The organism is Maribacter spongiicola (genome assembly GCF_052119685.1).
Lineage (GTDB): Bacteria > Bacteroidota > Bacteroidia > Flavobacteriales > Flavobacteriaceae > Maribacter > Maribacter spongiicola_A.
This window is the reverse complement of the sequence record NZ_JBGQOO010000004.1, coordinates 298,344-314,971: the sequence shown is the minus strand read 5'-3', so window position 1 is coordinate 314,971 and position 16,628 is coordinate 298,344. Positions and strand designations below refer to the sequence as shown.

The 16,628-nt window shown below is 34.9% G+C and carries 18 protein-coding genes; 12 read left to right on the top strand and 6 right to left on the bottom strand.

What is annotated here, in order from left to right; translation table 11 throughout:
- The first annotated feature begins 2 nt into the window (after nucleotides 1-2).
- The 11 genes from ACEN2N_RS09515 to ACEN2N_RS09465 all read left to right on the top strand — a co-directional run bounded on the left by ACEN2N_RS09515 (nucleotide 3) and on the right by ACEN2N_RS09465 (nucleotide 8,297).
- The gene (locus ACEN2N_RS09515; protein ID WP_441824102.1) at nucleotides 3-917 is read left to right on the top strand and encodes a carboxypeptidase-like regulatory domain-containing protein; all 915 of its coding nucleotides are present in this window, start codon (nucleotides 3-5) and stop codon (nucleotides 915-917) included.
- A gap of 7 nt (nucleotides 918-924) precedes the next feature.
- The gene (locus ACEN2N_RS09510; RefSeq protein ID WP_424001720.1) at nucleotides 925-1,536 is read left to right on the top strand and encodes a fumarylacetoacetate hydrolase family protein; all 612 of its coding nucleotides are present in this window, start codon (nucleotides 925-927) and stop codon (nucleotides 1,534-1,536) included.
- Nucleotides 1,536-1,874, top strand: a complete 339-nt coding sequence (locus ACEN2N_RS09505) for an Hpt domain-containing protein (protein WP_441824101.1) — start codon at nucleotides 1,536-1,538, stop codon at nucleotides 1,872-1,874. Before ACEN2N_RS09510 ends, ACEN2N_RS09505 begins: the two co-directional genes overlap by 1 nt.
- Nucleotides 1,874-3,124 carry a competence/damage-inducible protein A gene (locus ACEN2N_RS09500; RefSeq protein ID WP_441824100.1) on the top strand — a complete coding sequence of 417 codons (1,251 nt, stop codon included), beginning with the start codon at nucleotides 1,874-1,876 and terminating at the stop codon, nucleotides 3,122-3,124. Before ACEN2N_RS09505 ends, ACEN2N_RS09500 begins: the two co-directional genes overlap by 1 nt.
- A gap of 69 nt (nucleotides 3,125-3,193) precedes the next feature.
- The gene (rpmB, locus tag ACEN2N_RS09495) at nucleotides 3,194-3,433 is read left to right on the top strand and encodes a 50S ribosomal protein L28 (protein ID WP_079512565.1); all 240 of its coding nucleotides are present in this window, start codon (nucleotides 3,194-3,196) and stop codon (nucleotides 3,431-3,433) included.
- Between the two features lie 21 nt (nucleotides 3,434-3,454).
- Nucleotides 3,455-3,637: a 50S ribosomal protein L33 gene (gene rpmG / locus ACEN2N_RS09490; protein ID WP_027067805.1), complete on the top strand. Its 183-nt coding sequence runs from the start codon at nucleotides 3,455-3,457 to the stop codon at nucleotides 3,635-3,637.
- Nucleotides 3,638-3,673: 36 nt separating this feature from the next.
- The gene (locus ACEN2N_RS09485) at nucleotides 3,674-3,826 is read left to right on the top strand and encodes a DUF4295 domain-containing protein (RefSeq protein ID WP_073245811.1); all 153 of its coding nucleotides are present in this window, start codon (nucleotides 3,674-3,676) and stop codon (nucleotides 3,824-3,826) included.
- Nucleotides 3,827-3,912: 86 nt separating this feature from the next.
- The gene (ftsY, locus tag ACEN2N_RS09480; RefSeq protein ID WP_441824099.1) at nucleotides 3,913-4,869 is read left to right on the top strand and encodes a signal recognition particle-docking protein FtsY; all 957 of its coding nucleotides are present in this window, start codon (nucleotides 3,913-3,915) and stop codon (nucleotides 4,867-4,869) included.
- Nucleotides 4,870-4,928: 59 nt separating this feature from the next.
- On the top strand, nucleotides 4,929-5,753 hold the full coding sequence (locus tag ACEN2N_RS09475; RefSeq protein WP_441824098.1) for a DUF2911 domain-containing protein: 825 nt from the start codon (nucleotides 4,929-4,931) through the stop codon (nucleotides 5,751-5,753).
- Nucleotides 5,754-5,757: 4 nt separating this feature from the next.
- Nucleotides 5,758-7,437, top strand: coding sequence for an amidase family protein (locus ACEN2N_RS09470; RefSeq protein ID WP_441824097.1), 1,680 nt, complete (start codon nucleotides 5,758-5,760; stop codon nucleotides 7,435-7,437).
- A gap of 14 nt (nucleotides 7,438-7,451) precedes the next feature.
- Nucleotides 7,452-8,297 (top strand): metallophosphoesterase, encoded by an 846-nt coding sequence (locus tag ACEN2N_RS09465; RefSeq protein WP_441824096.1) that lies wholly within the window; start codon nucleotides 7,452-7,454, stop codon nucleotides 8,295-8,297.
- A gap of 12 nt (nucleotides 8,298-8,309) precedes the next feature.
- Here ACEN2N_RS09465 and ACEN2N_RS09460 read toward each other — a convergent pair whose 3' ends face one another.
- Complete coding sequence (locus tag ACEN2N_RS09460) at nucleotides 8,310-8,912, bottom strand: nitroreductase family protein (protein WP_441824095.1); 603 nt, start codon at nucleotides 8,910-8,912, stop codon at nucleotides 8,310-8,312.
- Between the two features lie 86 nt (nucleotides 8,913-8,998).
- Nucleotides 8,999-10,186 (bottom strand): serine hydrolase domain-containing protein, encoded by a 1,188-nt coding sequence (locus ACEN2N_RS09455; protein ID WP_441824094.1) that lies wholly within the window; start codon nucleotides 10,184-10,186, stop codon nucleotides 8,999-9,001.
- A 51-nt stretch (nucleotides 10,187-10,237) separates the two neighbouring features.
- On the opposite strand from ACEN2N_RS09455, the gene rimO reads away from it, so the two are divergent.
- Nucleotides 10,238-11,542 (top strand): 30S ribosomal protein S12 methylthiotransferase RimO, encoded by a 1,305-nt coding sequence (gene rimO, locus ACEN2N_RS09450; RefSeq protein ID WP_441824093.1) that lies wholly within the window; start codon nucleotides 10,238-10,240, stop codon nucleotides 11,540-11,542.
- A 1-nt stretch (nucleotide 11,543) separates the two neighbouring features.
- Here rimO and ACEN2N_RS09445 read toward each other — a convergent pair whose 3' ends face one another.
- The 4 genes from ACEN2N_RS09445 to ACEN2N_RS09430 form a co-directional block, all read right to left on the bottom strand.
- Nucleotides 11,544-12,500, bottom strand: a complete 957-nt coding sequence (locus ACEN2N_RS09445) for a lipid A deacylase LpxR family protein (RefSeq protein WP_441824092.1) — start codon at nucleotides 12,498-12,500, stop codon at nucleotides 11,544-11,546.
- 114 nt (nucleotides 12,501-12,614) lie between these two features.
- Complete coding sequence (locus tag ACEN2N_RS09440) at nucleotides 12,615-13,841, bottom strand: DUF3999 family protein (RefSeq protein ID WP_441824091.1); 1,227 nt, start codon at nucleotides 13,839-13,841, stop codon at nucleotides 12,615-12,617.
- On the bottom strand, nucleotides 13,825-16,155 hold the full coding sequence (locus ACEN2N_RS09435) for a DUF2339 domain-containing protein (RefSeq protein WP_441824090.1): 2,331 nt from the start codon (nucleotides 16,153-16,155) through the stop codon (nucleotides 13,825-13,827). The genes ACEN2N_RS09440 and ACEN2N_RS09435 overlap by 17 nt, the downstream gene beginning before the upstream one ends.
- Nucleotides 16,156-16,429: 274 nt before the next feature.
- Nucleotides 16,430-16,624 carry a DUF4177 domain-containing protein gene (locus tag ACEN2N_RS09430; protein ID WP_441824089.1) on the bottom strand — a complete coding sequence of 65 codons (195 nt, stop codon included), beginning with the start codon at nucleotides 16,622-16,624 and terminating at the stop codon, nucleotides 16,430-16,432.
- Nucleotides 16,625-16,628: the final 4 nt, after the last annotated feature.

Below are 16,628 nucleotides of genomic sequence, written 5' to 3'. Positions count from 1 at the left end.
AAATGCGCATTTGTTTAGTAATATTTCTTTTGATGATGGGGGTAAGTCATGCCCAAGAAGTTTTGGTCGAAGGTCATGTATATGATGATAAAACAAAAACGGCTGTACCGTATGCCAATATTAGTTTTTTAAAGACCTTAAAAGGAACTTCAAGTGATGAAGAGGGGTATTTTTACATCGATGTTCCCGAAGATTATTTAGAGCGAGATGTGCATGTATCGGCGTTAGGTTTCAAAGATACTATTATGCCAGCGAGGGTTATTAAAGAGAAAAAGAAGATATATATGCAAGAGGAAACTTTTGAGCTTGAAGAGGTGGTCGTTGTTCAGAGCTTAGGAGATTCGCAAGTGTTAAACCCAGTTAGTTCGTATAGTATTAAAAGTGGTTTTTCGTCAGCAGAGACTCCATGGGTATTGGCGTTATACTTCCCGAATATTGGGGCTGCCAAAAAGTATTTAGAGAAAATTACCATACACGTTCAGCAAAATAGTCAGTTTAAGAGAGAGTCGTCAAAATTTAGACTTCGTTTGTATGATGTAGATAAAGACACACGTAAACCAAGTAACGATATCATTCGAAAAAGTATCATATTAGAAAGTTCAAAAACAGAAGATTATGTTTCTATCGACTTATCGAGCATGAACATTAGAATACCTGACGAAGGTATATATGTGGGGTTGGAATGGATATTTCTTCCGTATAACTGGTACACAAATACCTATAAACATGCTATTACGAACAAGAACGTTGTAGAAGACCGTTTTGCACCTACATTTGCTGCAGTATATCAAAAAAACCAGAATTTTAAAACAATGGTTTATGGTATGGGCGAATGGACAGATTTTGCAATTAAAGCACCAGATAATAATGAGAATTTGATACCTGCGATAAGTCTTAAATTTTCAAATAAAAGATAAAATAAGTATGAAGATTATATGTATTGGCAGAAATTACACTGCGCATATCGATGAACTTAAGAACGAAAGACCCGAAGAACCGGTAGTTTTTATAAAACCAGATTCTTCTGTTTTGCCAAAACAGCAAGATTTTTATATTCCCGAATTCTCAAATGATGTACATTATGAAGTTGAGGTTTTGGTAAAAATCAAAAAAGTAGGAAAACATATTAGCCAAGAATTTGCACCTACCTATTATGATGAGATTGGTCTGGGAATAGATTTTACAGCAAGAGATGTACAGTCTAAATTAAAAGAGAAGGGTCTGCCTTGGGAGAAAGCCAAAGGTTTTGATGGTGCCGCGGTAATAGGCGAGTGGTTGCCAAAGACAGATTTTAAAGATGTCAATAATCTTAATTTTAAGTTGTTAAAGAATGATGAGGTTGTTCAAGAAGGCAATACTAGTTTTATGCTTTGGAAGATAGATGAAATAATCGCCTATGTTTCAACGTTCTTTATGTTGAAAAAAGGAGATATTATATTTACTGGAACACCTGCCGGTGTTGGCAAAATAAGTCCAAATGACTATCTTACAGGTAGTTTGGAAAATAGAGAGCTTTTTACCTTAAAAATTAAATAATGATTTATAACCTGGATAAGATTAATGAGATGGCAGAAGGTGATCAGGATTTTATAAATTCTGTTATAGCTGTTTTTTTGGAAGAAGTACCTGAAGATCTTGAAGCTTTAGAAAAAGCCCTGCTAGAAAAAGACCATGATCAAGTATATAAACTTGCGCATAAGATTAAGCCAAATGTAGATTTACTCGGAATGGAGCAAACCCGCGCCATAGCCTTAGAGCTAGAAACTTTGGGTAAGCAAGAGGCTAATATGGCAGAGATAGAGAAAAGATTTCCATTGCTCAAGACTGATATCAACCAGGTCGTAGCAGAGTTAAAAAACGATTTTCACTTATAATGCTAGCCGAAATAATTACCATTGGCGATGAAATTCTCATCGGTCAAGTTATTGATACCAACTCCGCATTTATAGGTAAAGAGCTGAATAAAATTGGTATTTCGGTATATCAGATTACTTCGATACAAGATGACCGTGAACATATATTAAAGGCTTTTAAAGATGCATCAGAACGTGTAGATGTTGTTTTAATTACAGGTGGTCTGGGGCCGACGAAAGATGATATCACCAAACACACACTTTGCGAATTCTTCAATGACGAACTTGTTGAGAATGCAGAAGTATTAGCGCATGTAGAAGAACTGTTTGCTAAATATATAAGCAACACCCCAATATCAGATATTAATAGAATGCAGGCTTTGGTACCAAGTAAGGCCGAGGTTTTACATAATGCGAACGGTACTGCACCAGGTATGTTGATCAGACAAAATGAAGTAACATTCATTTCAATGCCTGGCGTGCCTTTTGAGATGAAGTACCTAATGACGGAATCTGTAATTCCCAAATTGGCAGCTTATTATAAAAGACCACATATTATTCATAGAACCATAATAACCTATGGTTTAGGTGAAAGTGCAATTGCCGCTCGAATTGAAACTTGGGAAGATAATCTGCCTTCTAACATTAAATTGGCATACTTACCTAATTTGGGTAAGGTACGGTTGCGATTATCGGGTAAAGGACCTAATTATGATGAATTGGCAGCTGCCATGAATGCCGAGTCTGATAAATTATATCCGTTGATAAAGGATATTGTTTACGGACTAGAAGATGATGAAAGTTTAGAAGAAATTGTCGCGAAATTATTGACAGATAAAAATTTAACCCTATCAACTGCCGAGAGTTTTACCGGAGGTAAAATTGCGGAAAGAATAACATCGATTCCAGGTGCGTCAAACTACTTCAAAGGTACAGTGGTCAGTTATGCCACCGAAGCTAAAATAAACGTGCTTAAGGTGCCTAAAGAATTAATAGAGCAACATTCTGTAGTTAGTGCAGAAGTGGCAACAGCAATGGCAAAAGGTGCAAAAGATTTGATGAAGACAGATTTTGCAATAGCCACTACAGGTAATGCAGGACCTACAAAAGGCGATTCAAATGCCAAGGTAGGAACGGTATTTATTGCAGTAGATGGACCGAAGGCGAAATTTGTACAAGAATTTCAAATGGGAAGCACCCGAGAGAGGGTTGTGGAAAAGTCTGTAAATAAGGCTTTTGAGCTGCTTCAAAAAGAAATTTTAAAAATGTGATGTTTATTGTTGTTGGAACGATAAAAAAGATATAAATTTGCACCCTGTTTAAAAGAAAAAGTCAGTACGATGTCAAAAGTTTGTGAAATTACGGGTAAGAAGGCGATGTTTGGAAACAACGTATCGTTTTCAATTAATAAAACTAGAAGAAGATTTGATGTAAATCTATCTAAAAAACGTTTTTACATTCCAGAGGAAGACCGTTGGATAACGCTTAAAGTTTCTACAAGAGCTTTAAAAAGTATCAATAAAAAAGGGATATCTGCTGTTTTGAAAGAAGCAAAAGCAAAAGGATTAGTTATTAAGTAATCTGGAAAATAGAGCGATAAGATGGCAAAGAAAGGTAATAGAATACAAGTTATATTAGAATGCACTGAGCATAAAGAATCTGGTCAACCAGGTACTTCAAGATATATCACTACCAAGAATAAGAAGAACACTCCTGAGAGATTGGAAATTAAAAAATTCAATCCTATTCTTAAGAGAATGACCCTTCATAAAGAAATTAAATAGATTTTTCTTTTAAGAAAATCACTAAAAAAATAAGTCATGGCTAAGAAGACCGTAGCAAGTTTACAAACAAGTTCTAAAAGATTGACAAAAGCAATAAAAATGGTTAAGTCACCAAAATCAGGTGCTTACGTTTTTGTTGAGCAAGTAATGGCACCAGAAATGGTTGATGCTTGGATTGCCAAGAAATAAGAAAAATTACTTTTAGTAGTTATTAAGCCCCTTTCCTACGAAAGGGGCTTTTTAATTTTTATATTTGAATAACCATATGATGAACAATGAGCTTATTTAAAAAAATATTTTCTTCTCAAAAAAAGGAAACCTTAGATAAAGGTTTAGAAAAAACAAAATCCAGCTTCTTTTCTAAGTTAGGAAAGGCTGTTGCCGGCAAGTCTAAAGTAGACGATGACGTACTAGATAATCTTGAAGAAGTTTTAGTTTCTTCAGATGTAGGGGTAGATACTACTTTAAAAATTATCAAAAGAATAGAGGCAAGGGTATCGCGCGATAAATATGTGGGTACCGATGAGCTGAATGCTATACTAAGAGAAGAAATAGCAGGTCTATTATCTGAAACGAATACTACAGACGACATAGATCTTCAAATACCTAAAGGTAAAAAACCGTATGTAATTATGGTGGTTGGGGTAAACGGGGTTGGTAAAACAACCACTATCGGTAAATTGGCATATCGATTTAAAAATCAAGGATTAAAAGTTGTTTTGGGTGCGGCCGATACATTTCGGGCGGCGGCAATTGATCAATTACAAGTATGGGCAGATCGTGTAGATGTACCTATAGTAAAGCAACAAATGGGTAGTGATCCTGCATCTGTAGCTTTTGATACGTTGAGTTCTGCCGTTACACAAAATGCAGATGTTGTAATTATAGATACCGCTGGTAGATTACATAACAAGGTCAATTTAATGAATGAGCTGACCAAGGTAAAACGTGTAATGCAGAAAGTAGTAGATGACACTCCGCATGAGGTATTGTTGGTGCTAGATGGTTCTACGGGTCAAAATGCATTCGAGCAAGCAAAGCAATTTACAAAAGCAACCGAGGTAACAGCTTTGGCTATTACAAAATTAGATGGTACTGCGAAAGGCGGTGTGGTTATAGGTATTTCTGATCAGTTTAAAATACCGGTAAAGTATATTGGTGTTGGCGAGGGTATTGAAGATTTACAGGTATTCAATAAACACGAGTTTGTAGATTCATTCTTTAAAATTTAAAATTGAGGCACTACTGGTTCATATTCCCTCTTTTACTATGCACTATTAGTTGGGGGCAAATGAACCACCCAAAAGCTAGTCCGTTTTCTAAGGTCGAGCAAGAAGTAGGGTTGTCAAAGATTACGGTCGAATATTCAAGACCATCTGCAAAGGGTCGTGCGTTGTTTGGTAAGCGTAAAAGTGGCGAATCTGGTTTGGTTCCTTATGGTCGTATATGGCGCGTAGGTGCTAATGAATCTACCAAGATTACATTTAGCAACGATGTTTTAATTGCCGATCAACTACTCTCAAAAGGTACATATGCTTTATATGCTTTTCCAGAAGAGAATGAGTGGCAAGTTATTTTTCATAATACTACTACACATTGGGGCGATGGTCGCACAAATTACAAACCCGATGAAGATGCTTTACGTATTCTAGTCGTACCTACGCAAACACAAGATTTTCAAGAAATTTTTTTGATTTCGTTCGATGGTCTTGATCACAACGGTGCAGTAATGAATTTAAATTGGGGCACTACGCAAGTGTCCGTTCCTATGTCTTTTGATACCAAGTCAATAATGCAATTGCAGATTGATGAAAGACTAGCTAACTCCCCCACAGCACAAACCTATTATGAAATTGCACGATATTATCAAGAGCAGGGTATTTATCAAGACAAAGCTCTTGGGTATGTTGAAGAGGCCATAGAAAAAGCAGGTGATACTTACTATTTTTATAGAGTGAAATCATTGATTTTAGCAGATTTAACGATATATAATGAAGCTATTACAGCAGCTAAAATATCTTTAAAGTTGTCTGAAATAGAGGGCAAAGATGAATTTGTTCGCCTAAATCAGAATACTATTAGCAATTGGAAAATCCTTCGCAAAAAAAATAAATAACCGTATGAAAAAGCATCTTTTATTATTAGTCATCATTATGTTGAGTGCTTGCAAAAATGAGCAAGACACAAAAAAGGAGGAAGTAATTCTTTGGACACCCTATAACGATTCTATAGAAGTTACTGAAAATGCAGATCACGAAAACGGTCGTATGCAGTACAAGTTGATTCAATCGAAGGTGTTAGATAAAAATGAAGTATTTACACCTTTATACGAAGAGGTTTCGAAACTGACAGAAGCAACATATAAAGAACTGCTTCCAATGATTTTGGAACAAGACATTTTGGTTATAAGAAATCATATTAAAGAGGGTAGGTTAACCTATGAAAATCTGGTGTTGTTTTATTTATACCGTATTTATAAATATGAGTTGAATAATGCAACTACTTTAAATACTGTAATTGCTCTTAATAAAGATGTAGTAGCGCAAGCACGAGAATTAGATAAGCAGAACGAAATGGGGGTAACCGCTCAAATTCAACATCCTATATTTGGTATGCCTATTTTGTTGAAAGACAATATCAATACCTTGGGTATGAAAACCACTGCAGGTTCAATTGCGTTAATGGATAATGAAGTAGATGATTCGTTTATCGTTCAGCAATTAAAATATAACGGTGCTTTAATATTAGGTAAGGTCAATTTAAGTGAATGGGCATATTTTTTATGTTCAGGTTGCCCGGTAGGGTATAGTGCTTATGGTGGTCAAACTCTAAATCCGTACGGGCGAAGAATATTTGAAACAGGCGGTTCTAGTTCAGGTAGTGGTACTTCGGTAGCTGCCAATTATGCAGTTGCTGCTGTAGGTACAGAAACTTCAGGTTCTATTTTGTCACCAAGTAGTCAAAACTCTGTCGTAGGTTTAAAGCCGACTATAGGGGTATTAAGTAGATCTGGTATTGTGCCTATTTCAAGCACATTAGATACACCTGGACCAATGACTAAAAATGTAAAGGACAATGCTATTTTACTTTCGGCCATGCTAGGTTATGATGAGTTCGACTCGGTATCTGTAGAAGATGTTTATCCGGGAATATTATCCTCATACTTACACCCAACGCCTTTTTTAGAAATGCGATTAGGGGCTATAAAGGAGTTGATGGAGACCGATAGTATTTACCAACAGACCATTGAAGATTTGAAAGAAGCTGGCGCAACAATAATTGAGTTTACACCACCAGAGGTTTCTATGGATGGATTTCTTAGCATTTTGAACATTGATATGCGAAATGATTTAAAAAAATATCTAAAGAACAATACCGATCCCGAGTTAGTAAAAATTACTTCAATTAAAGATGCTGTGACATTCAACGCTACAGATTCTTTAGTTAGAATACCATACGGGCAAGCATTGTTTGAAGGTATACTTTCAGATAGTACCACAGCCGAAGAATTAGAAGCAATCAAAGTGAACCTTCAGAAAAACGGTCGTACTTTTTTCGATACAGCGATGAACAAGTATAAATTAGATGCAGTTTTATCGATTAACAATTACCATGCTGGTTACGCTGCAGTTGCTAAATATCCTGCTCTGACAATACCTATGGGATATAAAACATCTGGCGAACCTATAAGTTTAACCTTTATTGGAAAGCCATATTCAGAAGCTAACCTATTACGTATAGGAAAATCTTATGAAGATAAATTTCCGAAAAGGGTCATATCTGCAGACTATCAGAATTAAATTAACCTGTTAAGATGAAAAGACGAAGCTTTGTAAAAAAGACTTTTCGGTGGGTAACTGGTTTAGGTGTATTGACGGGATTATATAGTTGGCAAATAGAACCTTTTTGGATGCAGTTTGTATATCTAAAAATGCCCCTTAAAAATTTGCCTGATCATCTTGTCGGTAAAACGGTAATGCAAATAAGTGATGTGCACATTGGTAATTCTTTCGATTATCAATACATCATAGATTCATTTAAAGAAGCCCAAGAATTACATCCTGATTTTGTGGTATATACGGGCGACTATGTAACTTATGAAGACAATGAACAAATAGTTCAATTACAAGAGGTATTTAAATACGTGGTTAAAGGCACTTTGGGTACCATTGGTATATTAGGGAATCATGACTACGGAATTGATTTTGTTGAAGCCGATGTAGCACAAAAAATTACCAAGAGTTTAGAAGATGTGGGTGTGACGATGTTGCGAAATGATGCCGTAGAAATAAACGGACTCAATTTTATAGGGATGGACGATTTCTGGGGAAGTAATTTTTATCCTGAAAAAGCTACATCAAAATATAGTCCTGAGAAAGCAAATATTACCCTATGTCACAATCCGGATGTCTGTGATCTGCCTGTCTGGAATAATTTTAAAGGTTGGATACTCTCTGGGCATACCCATGGCGGACAAGTAAAACCACCATTTCTGCCTGCATTGATATTACCGGTGAAAAATAAAAATTATGATGCCGGTATAAAAGAATTAAAAGATGGCAGAACCCTATATATCAATAGTGCCTTGGGTTGTTTACGTCAAGTACGGTTTAATGTAAGGCCAGAAATTACAGTATTTGAATTGACTAAAGAAGTATAATAAATAACGGAATTAGTCAATAGACTGAATAACCTCTTCAGCCGATAATCTAGATTTTCCTATTAATTCTGGTTGATTACTATCTTCAACATCCCGATACCCAATTGCAACAGAGAAAAGGACTTTGTGATCTTCGATTTTTAGAATATCCTTATACTTATCAGGCTCAATACCTTCCATAGGTGTAGAATCTATATCCATAGATGCACAAGCTGCTAAAAAGAACCCAAGGGTAATGTATACTTGCTGAGATAGCCAGTTGATTGTTTTTTCTTTAGGTTGCTCCTTTACAAATTGCTTGTAAAAATTAACCGACCCTTCAGATAAATTTTTTTCTACATGACGTTCAAATTGCTCAAGATTATCTTTAACACTAAAAACTACCAAATGACTGGCATCTTTAATTTTCGGAGCATTGAAGAATGAAGCTTCTGCCAAAGCGTCTTTTGTTTCTTTATGAGAAACAAAAGAAAATAACCATGGTTGGCTATTGATGGAAGACGGACTTAATTTTAATATATGTTTTAAATCGTCGATTTGCGAATTAGAAATTTTCTTAGACGCATCAAACTTTTTGGTAGTGTATCTTTTTTCGGCAATACTTCTAAAATCCATCCTAATAATTTTATGCAAAAATAAGGATACTTATTTTCTAAAAATCAACAGTAATAGAAGATGTTGCTAAAAAAGAAAAGAAAGTTCTATTCTATGATGGCATTGATCAATTCCCAAAGTTCATTATCGAAATTAGACGGCCCTAAAAGCTCTTCGTTACTAGCGCCACCCATACGAACCACTACCAAATCTAAGCTAGGTACCATATAAAGTTTTTGATCGTTTAACCCGAGTCCGGCATACATATCTGCAGGGGCGTTAGGAACTAAACTACCCATAAACTCTTCGACAGAATTAGGAAGTCTAAAACTACTTTTGCCATTTAACCAATATAAATATCCGTAAGAAAGATTTAAGTCTTGAGAACTATTCGTCATGGCGTTAAAATAACTCTGATCAGAAAGAATCGAAGTCCCGTCCCAATTTCCTTGGTTCAAGTTCAAAATTCCGAATCGGGCCATACTTCTGGCAGAACTATAGAATATATTATTGTAACCAACTTTTATAAATAAACCTTGCATGCCAATAGGCTCTTTTATTTTTGCAGAGAAATATGAATTGAAATCAGTATCGGTAGCATTGGCAATTACATCATCTAATAACGTATAAGGTGCATTATGATAATACCAAAAAGAACTAGGGTCATTTAAATATGACAGACATTCTGGGTCTGTACAAAAAATACTATCGACCGTATAATCAAGACCGGTAGTCATGGTCAATTGATTTTTAATGGTAATGTTGTACTCTTGCTCTAAGGGCATGTTCGACCAACCTTCATCTAAATAGTTGGAAGTAGAATCGGTAATTTTTAAGAATTCTTCTTCTTGAGCAATACCGGTAAGCATGGCGGTTAAATTTTTCCCTGCTGAATTCCATGCATGATTATCATCAGACTTAAAATCGCCGAAGTATTTTTCAATAACCATTCTACCATTTTTAAGAATGATAAATGCGTCGGTGTTATTATTTTCTAAGAAAAAATACAAGTTGCTTACTTGATCTTCGTTCCATCCTAGGGTTTCCATAGATATAGTTTCCCATTCATTAGCTCTAGAAATGGGCGGAAAATAAGATGTACTTGGTATCGGTGCCACTGCCGGCGGTGTTCCAGTTTTGCCACTTTCTGATGTAGGTTCAGAATCACTTGAGCATGAAACAAAAATTGATAATAGGGCAAGCAGGCTGAAATATTGGGAGAATTTCATGGTTAATTTAAAATTTGGGTATTGATAAACTGTAATCAAATAAAGATTACAAGTAAATTTGTCCATATCTAACGTTTTTAAATACCCAAATCGTATTTTTGCACCCCAATTTAAATTATGAGGACAAAAACCCTTAAGAAGAACAAAATCAACGTAGTAACACTAGGTTGTTCAAAGAATGTTTATGATTCTGAAGTACTCATGGGCCAGTTAAAGGCTAACAACAAAGAAGTTGTACATGAAGAAGAAGGAAACATAGTTGTTATTAACACTTGTGGCTTTATTGCAAATGCAAAAGAAGAAAGTGTGAATACCATTTTAGAATATGTTCAAAAGAAAGAAGATGGTATCGTAGATAAAGTTTTTGTGACAGGTTGCTTAAGTGAGCGTTACAAGCCAGATTTGCAAAAAGAGATTCCGAATGTAGATGAATACTTTGGTACCAGTGAGTTACCGGGTTTATTGAAGGCGCTAGGTGCAGATTATAAGCATGAGTTAATAGGTGAGCGTTTAACGACCACACCTAAAAATTATGCCTATTTAAAAATTGCAGAAGGTTGTGATAGACCTTGTTCTTTCTGTGCTATTCCTATAATGCGCGGAAAGCATAAAAGTACACCGATTGAAAATTTGGTAACCGAAGCTGAAAAGCTAGCTGCCAAAGGTGTTAAAGAACTTATTTTAATTGCACAAGATCTTACTTATTATGGTTTGGATCTATATAAGAAAAGAAACCTTGCCGAGCTTTTAGAAGCGTTGGTAAAGGTTGAAGGAATAGAATGGATACGTTTACACTACGCATTTCCTGCAGGTTTTCCGATGGATGTGCTAGATGTAATGAATAGAGAACCTAAGGTGTGTAACTATTTAGATATTCCGTTACAACATATATCTGATCGTATTCTTAAAAGTATGCGTCGTGGTACAACAGAAGCCAAAACAACTAAATTATTAAAGGAATTTAGAGCTGCAGTACCAGAAATGACCATTAGAACTACTTTGATCGTTGGTTACCCTGGTGAAACAGAAGAAGATTTCGAGATTCTTAAAAACTGGGTAGTTGCCATGCGTTTTGAGCGCTTAGGTTGTTTTACGTATAGTCATGAAGAAAATACACACGCATATTCATTAGAAGATGATGTGCCTGAAGAGGTAAAACAAGAACGTGCCAACATCATCATGGAAATACAATCTCAAATTTCTTGGGAATTGAACCAGAAAAAAGTAGGGGAGACTTTTCGTTGTATTATAGATCGTAAAGAGGGTAACTACTTTGTCGGAAGAACGGAATTCGATTCTCCCGATGTTGATAATGAGGTTTTAATAGATGCAGCTAAGCATTATGTGAAGCAAGGTGAGTTTGTCAATATTAAAATTACAGAAGCAGCTGACTTTGACCTTTATGGTGAACCGGTTGTGTAGTTTAATTAAATAGAAACCCTGCTTTAAATCCGCCCCACTTGGCAGGATTACCTGAAGTGAATTCTTTGGTAATTGATGTTCGGGTATATTCTAAATACAGTTTTCTGTGTTTTAATATGAGTCCGTAGTCGACTTGTGCGGTCAACCTTTCTATATTTTTCGAAGAAATAATATACGGATTATCATTGGTGAAAATGCCGCCTTGCAAGGTGGCATCAAAACCAACTATATTAACTGTTGGCTGTGCAAAGGCATAAAATTTAAACTTCGAAGATTTATTATTTCTAGAAAACGGATTACCTACTAGTCCCACAGTAGTATTAAATCCGACAGATGCATTTGTAAATAAGGTACCTAGTTGTAGAGAGGTAACTGCCTGTATATTCGATATTTTTTTATAAGTAAAAACTTGTTTTTCGTATCCAATCTTATAGTTCAGGAGTAGATCGTTCTGTATTTGATTATCCCAACCACCGGGAGTTTTATTCTCGATTAGTCTATGAATTGCTGTTTGCATTTCTTTTCCGAAAGCACCTGGACCAATTAGTCCGATACTTAACAATTGAGATAATCTTGATTTAGAAATGGTATCTGTTGCAATAGCAAAACTCTTAATGTATATAGCAGCAGCATAGGGTCTATCATCAATTTGAATATCGGGACTAACAAAATCGCTGGGAGTATAGCCGATATGTTCTAATGACAATCCGTTTGTGAAGTAGCTGTTCTTTGGTTTAATGAAAAGATAATTTACCGGATTCTTGGCTAAGCTTCGATTCGCATATTCAAAACTATAGCCTTGAGTGTAATTTTTATCTGATGCAGCGAAAAAATCATTGTCATAATTAAATCGGAAATAGCTTTCACTGCCCATGTCTCTGAAGGAGGCAAGATGGTCTATTTTTTGGCTTAAAAGAACCGTAGGTACCACGAATAGAATTAGAATGTAATTTTTCATTACACTACTTACGATGAAATCTTATGAAGGTTTTAAATTGTTTTAGTGAGTGTTAAATAATGGGCGCTAAAAGTTTAGATAAAGTTTTTAGAATGAATGGAAGTTTTAGTTTAACTAAAGCTCCTTCTTCATCATTCCAATAGTGAAATAGCCTAGTAAAGCGATTACTACGCCCATAATTACCCACAACCACCATTTATTTTCGAAAATAGGATTGGTTATTTCAGTTTCTGGTTTGGGTATTTCTACTACGCTACCAAAGTCTAGTTTTGTAATATTCTTTGGCAAAGAAACTGTAGTTTTTGAAATATCATAATTAGGGGAGTTCGCATATTGTTTTCCGTAGACAAGATAATAGTTAGCAGGTTGAGTAAAACGTGTCGTTAAGGTATGCACATAACCTTTGAGTTTTATATCAGAAATTTTTAAAGGTTGGTTATCGTTATTTAAGATAATAATACGCAGATTTTGTGCTAATGTGCCAGGTAATTGAAAGCTATTATCTTCTAGAGAAGAAAGTGTTCTTGTTGCTAAGGGCCTGTAATTTTTAAAGTATCCTTTTTCGGTTTTTACACTATCTACTAAATGTTGAATAGAGATGGATCTGTAGTAATCGATGTTGTCATCTACAGTTAGTTCTAGTAAGTTGAGAGGTACACGGTTTTGTAAATCAACATCTAAAATGGTTTTCTTGTCTTCTTGAGAAATGGTAAAAGATTGTACATCATAATCACGATACTCCGCAGCCTTTTTTGCCTTTTTAACAATATTAACTGATGTTAGATTCGGTTTTTCGGCACTTTTTATCAATACTCTGTAATATCTAAAGCTTGCTTCAGGAAACTTTAATATGGTAAACGAATAATTTGTTTGGTCATTATTAATAGATAGAATACGATAATCTTCTAGAATAGTGAACCACTCTTTCTGCTGTTGACTGCCTTCAAGGGTTACTTCCCAATTAAAATTAAGATCTTGAATGTTCAATAGAATCTCATTAATAGTTTCGCTCTTGGGTAGTTCGTAAGTGTAGAAATAGCCTTTAGAATTTTTGACACTATTTAATAAATTGAACGCTATTTCAGAATTCGCATTTTCAGCTTTAGAAACTTTATGCAAGTATGGAGCTTCAATAGTATCTGTGGCGGTAACCCCATACACTCGAATATCGCTCATGTTAGTATGAACATCTTCAAATACGACATTGGGTATTTCGATAGTGTGCCAAAGGCTATCAATTCCTTTTAACTCAATTTTTTTGGAGTAAGAATCCATCTGACCAAAACAATATGTTATGGTCAGAAAGGCAATTATGGTTAGAAAACTATGGTTTAGTTTCATCTGTAATAATGTGTTTGTATTTGTTGTAAAGAAATGAAATAATCAATAATAAGACACCCAATGATACAAATACGATGGTCTTAGAAATAGTATTCAGTGATGAAATATCATAGAAAAACAACTTAATTAGCGTGATGGAGAATAGCACAATTGCGCCAATACGTAAGTATTTTTTCTTTTTCCAAATGCCTAAAGCGATAAGTAAAAGAGCATAGAATCCCCAAAGAATACTAAGTCCTAGTTTATAAGATTGTTCAGACCCAGAAATATCCATCCAATTTAATAACTCGCTACTTGTTACCCATATAATTGCGGTATGCATTAGAATCTCGAATGGAATTTTATAATTGATCTTTATATACTCTTGTTGCGCTAATTTGTAAATGGCGAAGAGTAAAAACGCAAGAAATGCAAAGGAGATATAGCGCATATAAATGTTATATGCCCCAATATTATAATATTCTGAAAGCTCTTGGGTAAGGAAATTTTCACGCAGTTCGCTTAAAGTATAGAGTCCGTTAGTCAAAAAGATTAAAGTTATTAAAAGAGCAGAACCGAGGGCTACAATACCTAAAACTTTGTTTTTAACTTTCATGATATTTATGAAGCTTAAAGCACTAATGAAAAACATAGTATAAAGTATTAACCAAATAGCCTCAAGGTCTTTAAGATTATAGTTGAAATCTGAATAATAACCGTCAGTACCTGTTAAGTCTATTTTAGATGCTTGAAAAGCATTAGTCCAATACTGTTCAATTTCAAGATAGAAGGCAAAGAAAAGTGTACCCACAAATAAGGCTGGAATACCAATTGTCATTAATTTTTGAACCACAGAAGGTTTTTCAGAGTTGAATTTTGATTGGATCCAATTCATGAATCCGAAGACAGCAACGCAAAGGATAGATGTTAAGAAGGTAGTGTTTAATAATAGGCTCCATTCATCTTTGGTATTCATATACGAGTACCTTGCTGCCCAATCCATCGTCAAGCTCAAGAAAGCCAATACAACTAGTATATATGAAAGGTATTCATAGAATTTGACTTTTTTGGTACGCCCGATCCAAAACAGTAGGGCAGCTTCGAAAGCCCAGAATAGTGTAACCCAATTGCCATCTATCTGCACGGGTACAGCTATGGTAACGAATGTAAGAACAAACCCAGAAGTTAAAAAGAATAGCTTTCGATCAGCTAATTTTCTTTTGAATATAATTACTGTTATGGCAAAATGAATGAGTGCATTTAAGAGGGTAAATAAACCTAGATAAAATTCGCCATTTTCATAATTATAGAGCCAAGCAATACCAAAGCCGTAAAGTATGAAAGAATTTAGCATAATCAGAATGATATCTGCAACTTGAAATTTTTCAGATTTTATTAATTTAAACGCTAAAAACGTAGCATAGAAAAGAGAAAAGAATAGGGCTAAAAATGTAAAGCCTATGGTAAAATCTTCATTAGAACTTGAGAGCACATACCAAGAGCCATAAATTAGCCAGGTAAATGCAAAGGCTACGTAATAAAGCGCTTTCCAGTATTTCTTAAACGAAATAACCAAAAGACCGATATTGATCAAGGCGATATAACTAAATAGTGCAGTAACATTACCTGAATCATTACTCAGCAGAAAAGGTACGGCATAAGCACCGACCAGACCAATATGCGCAATAATCTGTTTATTGTAATTAAGTGCGGCTACGACACCGAAAACGGTAAATAATAGCATAATGCCAAACGCTACCAGTTGCGGGAATAATCCGTAAAGGTCGTACGCGATATAAGTTAAGAAATAGAGAATTGCCAAGGCGCCACTTACAAGCACGGCGCTGTAACTGTCGTATTTGGCTTTGAGCTTAAATCCGAATCCTAATAAACCTAAACCAACTAGGTAACCTAGTATGATTCTGGTAAGGGGACTTATTAAATTATTTTCGATAGAGTACTTTGCACCGATCCCAACACCAATTACGGTAATAAGTATCCCTATTTTATTGATTAGATTTTCACCAATAAATTTCTCAAGATTAGATTTACCTTTTGGTAGACTTATTTTCTTTTCAGAAATTATTTTGGGTTCTTCTTGTAAAGAATCAAATTCTATCGGTGTAGTAGTGGCAGTAACAATTTCTACTGCTTTATCGACAACAACAGCTTCTTTTTCAACAATTACTTCTTGAGGTTTGGCATTTTGATCAGCAGTCTCTTCATTAAATTTTAACGCCTGGGTATTTCTAAGAATCTGAATATCCCTTCTAATTTCATTAACCTCAATATTAAAGTTTTGCTGCTTTCTTAAAAGCAGTTCTAACTTTTGCATCAGGTTATTTATTTGGTCTTGGTTGTTTGGCATTAGTGGTGGTTTTTACCCTAACAGGTTAGGGTCTTCTAATTTAAACGTAAAAGATCTAAATATGTTGGAAAAAAAATAGCGAACCCATAAAATAAAATATCCCTGAAACGATTTTAGCTGTTTCAGGGATATGTTGTAAGATAATTTTACTCGATAATCGAGATTTAAATGCTAAGACCCTTGTATCGAAATCCCAATTAAATTTAAAATACAATGCTTAGGGACATTGTACCGAGGTTATTTATTTTTCAAAATATAAATAAACATACATATCCATACTATATTCTGTAGTATTGGTAGAAACTAAGCGCCAACCATTTTTAGCGTATTCGTCTAGTTTTTCTTGAATTGCTCTATTTGATGAATTTGCTAAATAATTTCTATCAAAAGTTAATTTAGAACGAAAAATCAGGGTTTCAACTTTATATTCTTTCATAAAT

Excerpts from the sequence above, each read along its gene's own strand:
- ACEN2N_RS09455 (WP_441824094.1), bottom strand. The coding sequence starts at position 10,186 with ATGGACAAATTTACTTGTAATCTTTATTTGATTACAGTTTATCAATAC.
- ACEN2N_RS09430 (WP_441824089.1), bottom strand. The coding sequence starts at position 16,624 with ATGAAAGAATATAAAGTTGAAACCCTGATTTTTCGTTCTAAATTAACT.
- ACEN2N_RS09500 (WP_441824100.1), top strand. The coding sequence starts at position 1,874 with ATGCTAGCCGAAATAATTACCATTGGCGATGAAATTCTCATCGGTCAA.
- rimO (WP_441824093.1), top strand. The coding sequence starts at position 10,238 with ATGAGGACAAAAACCCTTAAGAAGAACAAAATCAACGTAGTAACACTA.
- ACEN2N_RS09475 (WP_441824098.1), top strand. The coding sequence starts at position 4,929 with ATGAACCACCCAAAAGCTAGTCCGTTTTCTAAGGTCGAGCAAGAAGTA.
- ACEN2N_RS09460 (WP_441824095.1), bottom strand. The coding sequence starts at position 8,912 with ATGGATTTTAGAAGTATTGCCGAAAAAAGATACACTACCAAAAAGTTT.
- ACEN2N_RS09435 (WP_441824090.1), bottom strand. The coding sequence starts at position 16,155 with ATGCAAAAGTTAGAACTGCTTTTAAGAAAGCAGCAAAACTTTAATATT.
- ACEN2N_RS09485 (WP_073245811.1), top strand. The coding sequence starts at position 3,674 with ATGGCTAAGAAGACCGTAGCAAGTTTACAAACAAGTTCTAAAAGATTG.
- ACEN2N_RS09445 (WP_441824092.1), bottom strand. The coding sequence starts at position 12,500 with ATGAAAAATTACATTCTAATTCTATTCGTGGTACCTACGGTTCTTTTA.
- ACEN2N_RS09510 (WP_424001720.1), top strand. The coding sequence starts at position 925 with ATGAAGATTATATGTATTGGCAGAAATTACACTGCGCATATCGATGAA.
- ACEN2N_RS09440 (WP_441824091.1), bottom strand. The coding sequence starts at position 13,841 with ATGAAACTAAACCATAGTTTTCTAACCATAATTGCCTTTCTGACCATA.
- ftsY (WP_441824099.1), top strand. The coding sequence starts at position 3,913 with ATGAGCTTATTTAAAAAAATATTTTCTTCTCAAAAAAAGGAAACCTTA.
- rpmB (WP_079512565.1), top strand. The coding sequence starts at position 3,194 with ATGTCAAAAGTTTGTGAAATTACGGGTAAGAAGGCGATGTTTGGAAAC.
- ACEN2N_RS09465 (WP_441824096.1), top strand. The coding sequence starts at position 7,452 with ATGAAAAGACGAAGCTTTGTAAAAAAGACTTTTCGGTGGGTAACTGGT.
- rpmG (WP_027067805.1), top strand. The coding sequence starts at position 3,455 with ATGGCAAAGAAAGGTAATAGAATACAAGTTATATTAGAATGCACTGAG.
- ACEN2N_RS09515 (WP_441824102.1), top strand. The coding sequence starts at position 3 with ATGCGCATTTGTTTAGTAATATTTCTTTTGATGATGGGGGTAAGTCAT.
- ACEN2N_RS09470 (WP_441824097.1), top strand. The coding sequence starts at position 5,758 with ATGAAAAAGCATCTTTTATTATTAGTCATCATTATGTTGAGTGCTTGC.
- ACEN2N_RS09505 (WP_441824101.1), top strand. The coding sequence starts at position 1,536 with ATGATTTATAACCTGGATAAGATTAATGAGATGGCAGAAGGTGATCAG.